7 protein-coding genes are annotated in these 9,574 nt (G+C 58.0%); 4 read left to right on the top strand and 3 right to left on the bottom strand.

The window, feature by feature from the left end:
• Positions 1 to 312: 312 nt before the first annotated feature.
• Positions 313 to 738: a putative iron-sulfur cluster-binding metallochaperone gene (locus BLT77_RS20080; protein ID WP_143026648.1), complete on the bottom strand. Its 426-nt coding sequence runs from the start codon at positions 736 to 738 to the stop codon at positions 313 to 315.
• A gap of 188 nt (positions 739 to 926) precedes the next feature.
• Positions 927 to 1,958, bottom strand: a complete 1,032-nt coding sequence (locus BLT77_RS15005; RefSeq protein ID WP_090366861.1) for a porin — start codon at positions 1,956 to 1,958, stop codon at positions 927 to 929.
• A 296-nt stretch (positions 1,959 to 2,254) separates the two neighbouring features.
• On the opposite strand from BLT77_RS15005, the gene BLT77_RS15000 reads away from it, so the two are divergent.
• The 4 genes from BLT77_RS15000 to BLT77_RS14985 all read left to right on the top strand — a co-directional run bounded on the left by BLT77_RS15000 (position 2,255) and on the right by BLT77_RS14985 (position 7,888).
• Positions 2,255 to 4,009 (top strand): sensor histidine kinase, encoded by a 1,755-nt coding sequence (locus BLT77_RS15000; protein WP_176819331.1) that lies wholly within the window; start codon positions 2,255 to 2,257, stop codon positions 4,007 to 4,009.
• A complete protein-coding gene (locus BLT77_RS14995; protein WP_090366857.1) occupies positions 4,006 to 4,605 on the top strand; it encodes a response regulator transcription factor in 600 nt (199 codons plus the stop codon). Before BLT77_RS15000 ends, BLT77_RS14995 begins: the two co-directional genes overlap by 4 nt.
• A 138-nt stretch (positions 4,606 to 4,743) precedes the next feature.
• On the top strand, positions 4,744 to 6,603 hold the full coding sequence (locus tag BLT77_RS14990) for a hypothetical protein (RefSeq protein WP_143026646.1): 1,860 nt from the start codon (positions 4,744 to 4,746) through the stop codon (positions 6,601 to 6,603).
• Positions 6,604 to 6,775: 172 nt separating this feature from the next.
• The gene (locus BLT77_RS14985) at positions 6,776 to 7,888 is read left to right on the top strand and encodes an acyltransferase family protein (RefSeq protein ID WP_090366853.1); all 1,113 of its coding nucleotides are present in this window, start codon (positions 6,776 to 6,778) and stop codon (positions 7,886 to 7,888) included.
• Between the two features lie 280 nt (positions 7,889 to 8,168).
• Here BLT77_RS14985 and BLT77_RS14980 read toward each other — a convergent pair whose 3' ends face one another.
• Entirely contained in the window at positions 8,169 to 9,524 is a 1,356-nt protein-coding gene (locus BLT77_RS14980; RefSeq protein WP_245709968.1) for an ammonia-forming cytochrome c nitrite reductase subunit c552, read from the bottom strand.
• Between the last annotated feature and the right edge of the window lie 50 nt (positions 9,525 to 9,574).

The raw sequence follows: 9,574 nt of genomic DNA, 5'->3' as shown, positions 1-9,574 counted from the left end.
TTCGACTTGCTCATGACATTACTCCCGGATTGATGGTCTCGGGATCAGATCAACGAACTGTCAGATGGTTCCCCAGGATTTGTTCAACAACGCCCCGCCACACTTCCCAGTGCTCTTTTCCCTGAAAAACCGGAACCGAAGACTCCATCTTGGCGACTTCAACTGGTTTAAACCATTAGCCCAGGAGACTGGCCAGTTCCTGACAGCGAAGGCAGAACAGGGGGATCTCCGCGCGCAGCAGTTCAGCGACCCGATCAGCATATCGCTGCCAACGGTTACGCGGTAAAGAGACAAAAAATGCTCTACCACCCCTTAACGCTTAGGGAAACTCGCCAAACAGCAACTGCCGGCAGGATTCTTGGTCGTACAGGAACAGTGCTTCTGTTTCGTTTCTTCTAACACAAAGCCCCGAACCAGAGGGTTATTCTCAGCCTCTTCTCTGGTCACGCCATAGCAATAGCAAATCAGGGCATCTCCTGATGGTTCTTTAACGCCCACTTTCGTGCGAACCGCTGATGTTTCGATGACTGAATTGTCCTGGCCGAAATACACCACATCACAGGCAGGATCAGAGCAGAAATAGTAGCCCTGATCCTTAGCCTCCCACTCCCATGGCGCCTTGATATGGTGCTTTATGGTGGTTGCTGATACCTGACCGTATGCTTGTCCATTCTTTGGACAAACATGCTTTTTCGGATAATGAGTTTCTTGGCGCGGTGACGAACAGCAGCCTGACATAACGTCTCCCTCAACGTGGCTAAGTATCAGATTTCATCTTACAAGCGATGGCCCTGCATGAGTAGGTTGGAGTGTAGGTCATGAATCCGTTCACATGACCGACCGATGATGGGTAGGCATTGGCAAACAATAAAAAGGCCCCCGCCGCAGGAGTCGGCAGGGGCCTTCAGGGGTGACGCTTTACAGGCTTAGAAGTCGTAACGCAGGCCGACGCTGGTGATGGTGTCGTCGAACTCACTGTATTCGTCTACGGTGAACTGACCCAACTCAGTGTGGAATCTCAGCTGCTTGGTGAAACGGTACTCGGCGCCCAGGGCCCACTGGCTGACGGTCGGTACGTCGCCAACCTGATCACCCAGTTTGCCGTACACCCGGCCGGCGATTTTACCGGTGCCGGAGTCATCTTCACCGTACTGGGCTTTCAGTTTCCAGCCGCCCATCTGGTAGGTGGTGCTGACGATAAAGCCGAAACCATCGCGCTCCCCGTAACCGGCAGCATTAGGGTTCACCAGCTCCGACTGCTGCATGATGGTGCCGAAGGACCAGTCGTTCAGCTTGTAGTGAGCCACGATACGGGCGGCTTCAACATCCTCAATGCCATCGCTGTAGGCGGCGGCCAGGTAGAGGTTGCTGTGGCGGAACTGCTTGTCACCGTAAGTCAGCGCCAACTGGTAGTTACCATTGTCCTTACGGGGATCGTCCTCACTGTAGTAGTCATCCTCGAACAGGTAGCTCACGCCAAGCTGTAAGCCGCTGAACTTGGCGGTGCGGTACTCCAGAGAGTCGCCATGACGCTTGTCTCCGGCAAACAGGCGGTCATGCTTAAGGCTGTAGTTGTCAAAGGCATCGGCAAAGCCCTTGGACATCTTGAATACCGGGTCGATGCGACCAAACGCCACGGAACCGAAGGTGTCGTGCTTCAAGCCCGCATAGGTGGGGCGGGAGGAAACGGTCTTGCCGTCCTGGTCATCACCATTAAGGCCGACTTCGGCACGGTAGAAGAACGCCAGGGCATCATTGATGGGCACCTCGCCGCGAATCCCCACACGGGTAAAGTTGTTCTCCAAAATGGTGCCGGACTTACCATCGTGCGTCGCGGAGCCGGAGTCACTGTTGGTGACCGAGTAGTCGATACGGCCGTAGAACTGCAGTTCGCTCGCCTGAACGCCTACACTGGCCAGACCGGCCAGCAATCCTAGTGTAACTGGTGCTAGTTTCATCACTCATCCTCTGCGGGCCACCGGGCCCGGGCTTAGGTCATTTAGTTATCTGTTTGCAAATTGACTGTGCTTAAAACGGCTTGCCGGCGTCCCTTACCGGTCCGGTCGCTTCCCCTGCAATCACAGCTGGAGCCAGCGCCCTTTGCCTGATAACAGTTCACCAAAGCGCCCCCGGAGTCGATATAGTGGTTTTCCGTATGCCGGCCCTTAAGGTGAGCCAACTCACACTCACTCCCGCTTGCTGCAACTACACTGTGCCTGTCGACAACCTGCTGCGAGACACCGTGACTACCCGATTGATAACCCTTGTTTGTTTTGCCCTGTTACTGGCTGCACCCCAGGCCATGAGCCGCGAGCCGGTGCGCATGGCAGTATTGGCGTTTGACGCACCGGATAAAGTGCGCCAACGCTGGCAACCGACGGTGGACTACCTCAATGCCCATCTGGATGAGCACAAGCTGGTTCTGCTGGCGCTGCGGCCCCACCAGGTGGATCGGCTGGTGCAGCACCAGTCCTTTGATTTCTTTATTGGCAACGCCGTCAAATCCCTGCAGCTCAAACAGGGTTATGGCTCCAGCCAGTTGCTGAGCCTGAAGCCTCTGGGCGGACGAGACCCCGCCTTTGCGGTCGGGTCGGCGATTGTCACCCGCCAGGGCCATCAGGTGGACAACCTGCAGTCACTGCGCTCGCAGCGTCTGGTCTCGGTCAGTCAGCAGGCGTTTGGCGGCTTTATCGCCTTCTGGCGGGAGCTGGATCAACAGGGGCTGCACCCCCTGAGTGATTTTCCCTTCCTGAAGTTTGTCGGTTTCCCCCAGTCCAAGCTGCTGCACCAGGTCGCTAGCGGCAACGCCGATGCCGCCATTGTGCCCACCTGCCTGCTGGAACGGATGGAGAGCAGTGGTCAACTGCCGAAGGGCAAGCTGAGCGTGGCCCTGCCCCTCGACATCGCCGGACCCTGCGTCAGCAGCACCCGGCTTTATCCCTACTCTTCCCTCTCTAAAATGGGCCATACCAGCAACCGCCTGGCGCGGCAGGTTGCCCGGCTGCTGCTCGATCTGGAACCCGGCAGTCCAGCGGCGAACGTTGGCCGCTACGAGGGCTGGACCGTGCCGGTGGATGACAGCCATGTGTATGCCCTGCTCAAGGAGATCCGCCTGTGGCCCTTCAATGCGGACTGGCGCGAGCTCTGGCCCGAAGTCACGCCCTATCTGCTCGGGCTAATGGCCCTGCTGATGCTGGGGTACATCCACCACCTGAGGGTCAGGGCCATGGTGACCCGGCGCACAGCCCAACTGCAGCAGGAGATGGCCGACCACCGCCAGACCCAGGAGGAGCTGGAGCAACAACAGCGCGGGTTTTACAAAGCCCAGCGGGTATTGCTGACCGGCGAGATGGCTTCCGGCATCGCCCATGAACTGAACCAGCCACTGGCCAGCATTCGCTACCTGACCCAGGGCTGCCAGTACCGGCTGGAGTCAGAGAGCCTGGACAAGGGCGCCCTCAATCAGGGGCTGGATCGCATCGCCGATCAGACCGACCGTGCCCGGGAGATCATCCGCAAACTGCGGGAGTTCTGCGCCCGCTCCAGCCACCAGGAGCCGGTTGAACTCTCCGCTCTGGTGACGGAAACCCTGGCGCTGATGGCGCCGGACTGCCGCCATAACCGCTGCCAGATTGAGCTCAAGCAGCCGGTTTCGGCGGGGGTGATTACCGGCGACCCCACCCTGCTGCAGCAGGTGCTGGTCAATCTGATGCGCAACGGCATGGAGGCGATGCTGAGTCTGCCGGAGGCGCAGCGGCGGCTGGAGATCGCCCTCACCCACTCCGGCGACGAGCTGTGCCTGTCGGTACGCGACCGGGGACCCGGACTCAGCGACGCCAAGCTGGCCCGACTGTTTCTGCCCTTCGAGAGTGACAAACCGGATGGGCTGGGACTGGGCATGACCATCTGCAAACGCATTGTCGAAGAACACAACGGCCGCATCGAGGCCCAACGTCAACAACCCGGTCTGGCGCTTATCTGCCATTTTCCCCTGAGGAGTACACCATGAACGCCATCTTTCTTGTTGATGATGACAACGACGTCAGGGAATCCCTGCAGTGGATGCTGGAAGCCAAGGGGAAGAGTGCCACCGGCTTCGACAGTGCTGCGGCGTTTCTCGACGCGGTCGATCCGGATCAAACCGGAGTCGCAATCCTGGACATTGAGATGCCCGGTATGGATGGCCTCGCCCTGCAACAGGAACTCAACCGGCGCGGCAGCCTGCTGTCGGTGATCATTCTCACCGGCCACGCCAATGTCCCCAGGGCGGTCACCGCACTGAAGGCCGGCGCACTGGACTTCCTGGAAAAACCGGTGGACGGCGATCGGCTACTGCCGCTGATTGAGCGTGGCCTCAAGGCCTCGCAGGAGCGACAAGAGGAAGACAGCCAGGCTGGGGACTGGGAAGCCAAAATGGCCCAACTGACCGAACGAGAAAGCCAGTTGATGCAGCTGGTCGTCGAGGGCACAACCAACAAGGAGATCTGCGATAAACTGTTCATCGCCCAGCGCACCGTGGAGATCCACCGGCATAACTTGCTGAAAAAAATGGGGGTAAAAAACGCCGCCGAACTGGCATTTCTGGTAGGCCGAAACCGGCGCTGACAGCCACAAGGCGCTGCCCATTACAACGGGGCCTTCCTTGCCGGTGCCCCGATAATGTCGTCGGTCATTTGAGCTTTACGCCGGCCTTAACTACGCTTGCCCATCGTTACCCTTTTTATGCCAGGTGGGGTTCTGTTGATGCGGTCTCGAACATGGCCTTGGTGCTGGCGGGTTGCCGTGCAGCGGTTGCTGCCGGCGTTACTGCTGTTTCTCTCTGCCACGGCGTTATGCTGCCCCCAGGCGGCAAATCCACCAGCCCCAGGCTCAACGGCTGCCAGATTTGATGGCAACGACGCCTACCTGAGGCTACCCGCCTGGTCGCCCAAGGGCGCCTTTACTCTGGTGGCCTGGGTCTCACAGGTGCAACTGGCTACACCACTGTTTTTGCTGAGCGATCCCGGCAGCGACAGTCACCTGGCCCTGACTCAAGACGGACTCGCCAGCCGCTGGCATGGCCAACAAATAGACCTGGCGATGCCGATAACCCCTGATGCCATCCGTTTCATCGAACTTCGGGTCGAACCGGGCTTGCTGACCGTGTCCGACGGGGTCTCTGAACGTCACCTCCACCATTCGGCAATACTCGGCGACACGGTCCACTGGCAGCAGGTGATGCGCCGCGGCGATCAATACAGCTACGCCACCCTGCAGGCCCTGGCCCTCATCGACATCCATGACACCCGCTCCTCCCGCAGCTACAGTTTCGACCGCCTGTGCCAACTAAAGCAGTCGGCCGGTACCGCCCCTAAAACCGCCAGCCTGGTCGGCAATGTTCAATGGCAACAGGGGCTGGCCATGCCGCCGGCACCGTTGGCTCACATCACCAACCAGCAGCAATGGGACGACGCCTTCGAGCAGGGCTATGGCCCATCGCGGCCGCTACTGGCGGAAACCAATGGCAACGACGAAGCCAAGCTGGCCTGGCAAGGGTTCTACTGGTTGCGCGCCTACATCACCATGAACCAGACTTTTGGCGACCGCCGCTATCTGGACTACGCGGTAGAGTTGGCGGATCACATGCTCGCCAACACCGATCTGCAGCGCTGGCAACAGGAGCGGCTGGACCTCAGTGCCCAGCCTTATGCATCTGCACCGAAGCGCTATCTTAACCAACCTGGAGCTCCGGCCCCGGGTTGGCGGCGGCCCCATAAGGGCTGGCGCATAGAGGTGCTTAGCGATGGCCAGATTCTCAATGCCATTACCCAGTTGGCAAACCACATCAAATCCAACCCGGAACTCCCCTACCAATCTCGGGCCGACGACTACCTCAATCAGGCCCGACTTATCATCGACAGCCACGACAGCAGTTTCAGTACCACCAAAAATACGACCATCGGTGGCGCCTACTATTACGTCAATCCCGACAACCGCGCCCTGGGAGACCCGGGGCTGTATGCCAACCCCCTGCCCTACAACCACCAGCTGACCCAGGCCAGCGCCATGGCACTCCTCAATAAGTGGCGGCCCGATACCAAACTTCAACAAAAAATCGCTCAGATTCTGGCGTTTTTCCAGGCTGGTATCCGCTACCGCCCGGACGGGAGCTGCGAATGGGATTACGCCTTGAACCCATCAAAACCGCTGCGCGCGGAGGATCTTAACCATGGTCACATGGACATCGGCTTTCTATTGATTGCCAGGCAGTTGGATTACCCTTTAGATCCGCGCCTGCTGCCCTGCGCCGCCCAAACGCTCAGCCGGCATACCTTTATGCCACCGGCCCTGATGGCCCACAATCTCAAAGGAGAGGGACTCAGTAGCCGCTGGGATCAGGTAGCCATCGGTTACGACTGGTTTGAACTGCAGGAGTACGACCCCGACATCGCCCTCATCAGCCAGCATGTCTTAAGGCAGTTTGGCTCTCCGACCTGGGTGCGGCCGTTTCTGGCCTGGGCCATCCAGTTGCAATGGCAGCAGCAACACAAAACCGCTCCAACCCGAGGCTGGCTGCAGCCGCAGGCGACGACCGAAGCCACGCCGGCAAAGGCCGGGCTGTAGAATCGCTGTGCTATACTCAGCCCCTTGGTTTCATAAAAGAATGTCCAATTTTCAGTACGCCAGTTTCCCTCTCTGGCCCCATTTAGGCGTCAGTGGTATCACACAACCTGCGTCAGACTGCCCGAGAAGCCTTGCGGCACATTGACGTATTGATGCTAAGGATACGCCAACCATGTACTACAAACTGGAGTCATTGCGAGGCGTTGCCGCCTGTCTGGTGGTGCTGTTCCACTCCCCCTATCACTTCGGCGCCGAACCCCTTCAGTTTGTGAGTAACAGCTACCTGTTTGTGGACTTCTTCTTCGTTCTGTCCGGCTTCGTCATGGCCTTTTCCTACAGCGAAAAGATTGGCCGCACCCTCACGTTTAAGCCCTACATTCAGCTGCGCTTGGGGCGCATCTACCCGCTGCACCTGTTTATGCTGGCCGCATGCATCGGCTATTTTCTGCTGAAGCAGACCCTGTTTATGCTCGGCTATGGCAACACCAACCTGTATCAGGGCGACGAGCTGTACACCATCTTCACCAACCTGCTGCTGCTGCAGGCCGCCGGGGCCAACGACGCCCTGAGCTGGAATACCCCCAGTTGGAGTATTGGTGCCGAGTTTTTCGCCTACATGGCGTTCTACGGCTTTCTGATCACCGTCGATCGTCACAAAGGGTTGTGGGTGCCCCCTCTTATCAGCCTGATCTGTTATGGGTTTATCCTGTCATTGGGGCGGCCAAATCTCGACATCACCTACGACTATGGGGTCATACGCTGTCTGGGGGCCTTCTACCTGGGGGTGTGGGTATTCCGCCTCAACGCCTTTGAAGCCACCCACCGCTGGATCAGCCACCATATCGGCAAACTGGAGTGGCTGCTGGCCATCGCCACCGTGGCCATCGTTACCGTCGCCGAGGCGCACTTCTACCTGAGCCTGGCCGCAATCGGAATCTTTACCCTGTCGATTCTGGTGTATGCCAACCCGGCCAACGGGGGGGTAGGACGGCTGCTGAACAGCCAGCCGCTCAGGCTGATAGGCCAGTGGTCCTACTCCATCTACATGTTGCACTACCTGATCATCCTGGTGTTCAACAACGTCATTTCCGCCCTCACGCCAGCCAATGTCGTGTTCTCCGGCCCCGCCTCGTTGCTACTCAACACCCTGATTGTGCTACTGACCCTGGCGGGCTCCTACCTGACCTACGAGCAGATAGAAAAGCGCTATCGCGACAAGGTCAAAGCCTACGTCAAGCAGCGACGGCAGACCGAACAAGCCCGCGTCAACACCGAAACAGGCTAACCGGCTTAGGCGACGGCAATTTACCCGGCCACCGGCTTCCAACCGGTTCCCGTGACCGTCCGGGTGACGCGCTCTGTCGATGTCATGCCCCTGACTGATGCCGGCAGGCCTCCGCAGAGCAGTCTGGAGGGGCCGCCGGTACCGAGAAGTCTCAGCGATCTACCCCAAAGCCAAGGTGGTCTATAAACCGCAGTGACCGATTTTCAGGCATAAAAAAACGCCCCCTTGCGGGGGCGTTCTTAAGGTCGGGTTTTATTCTCGTGCGTGTGAGAATGAGAGATTAAAACTCTACCTTTGTAGGCCACTCTTTCTGGACGCGTTGTTCCAGGAATTTCTTCTTCTGAGCGTCCATCTTAGACTTGTCCAGACCTACGATGGCTTGCGCCTTGGCCTTGGTGGAGTAGTCAGGGTAGGTCACCTTGTTAACGCCGTGCTTCGCCAGAATGGTCTTCAGAGCAGCACGTGCTTCGGCACCGGTCTCTTTGGCCTTGGCCAGTTGCTCCAGACCCAGTTCAGGGTTGTGGGCGTAGATACCGTGAGAAGCAATCGCGTAGTCCCAACGCCACTGAGCGTGACGGATGAGCTTCAGAGCGCCCTTCATTTCAGCTTCGGTAGCACCCGCTTCCCAAGCTGCGCCAGCGTCAAAGTGCGCTTTCACGATAACTTTTTCAGCGGCGATCTGAGCTTCGTGAATCTCTTTCTTGGCAGATGCCAGAGCGTCAACCAGCTCAGCCTTGGTGTCGTGACAGTTAGAACAGGTCTGTTCGAAGTTGTCGATGGCGTTGGCTACGTTGTGCTTGGAGAACTCTTTACCAGCAGCGTTGGTGGTCTTAGGCATGTGACAATCGATACAGGTCACGTCCATTTCAGCGTGTACGGAAGGCTTCCAGGTTTCCCACTCAGGGTGCTGGGCTTTCAGCATAGGCGCTTTGGAGATCTTGTGAGTCCAGTCTTTGAAGCCCAGGGCATCGTAGTAAGCCAGGATGTCGTCGGCGCCCATGCCGCCGTTCCATGGGAACTTCACGTTCTTGTGGTCGGTACCGTCGAAGTAGTATTCAACGTGGCACTGGCCACAGGTCATGGCAGCCTGGATATTAGGCTCCTGCTCTTCGAACTTCTGGCCAGAAGCGGCGAAAGCGCGCATGGCAAAAGGACGAGCCGGAGTTGGCTTGCCGGTTTCGGCATCGTGACAGTCGGCACAACCGATGGAGTTAGCCATCTCGTGGCCCCAGGCACCCCACTTCTTCTCAGAAAAGTTGCCTTCGCCAACCTGATCGTACATACGCTTCAGGTCAGGCGTCTTACAGCCCCAGCAGGAAGCAGCCATAGGACCTTCAGAGTCGGTCATTGGGCCGCCGGTACGCAGGCTGCGAATGTTATCGATAACGGCGAACTGGTGACCACGAGGCTTGTTGTAGTCTTTGGCGAAGCCGTAGCCGCCAAACATCAGAACAACCATTGGGTCTTCAGCCAGGATATCATCCAGAGCGTTGGACTCTTCAGTGCTCGCCCAAGAAGCATACTGCTCAGGATACTTCTCTTTCCAGGTCAGGTTGTTAGCGTCTTCTGGGCTGTTCTTAGCAAATGCAGAACCGCTCAGTGCAGCGATGGTTACAGCCAAAGCAAGTTTATTCATAGGTTTCATCTCATCCTCTCCGAGGCTTTTTTTTATCTCTCGAGTTGCAT

Origin of the sequence: Ferrimonas sediminum (assembly GCF_900100175.1) — a bacterium.
GTDB lineage: Bacteria > Pseudomonadota > Gammaproteobacteria > Enterobacterales > Shewanellaceae > Ferrimonas > Ferrimonas sediminum.
Note: the sequence above shows the minus strand (reverse complement) of the source record. Positions and strands in the feature narration are given on the sequence as shown.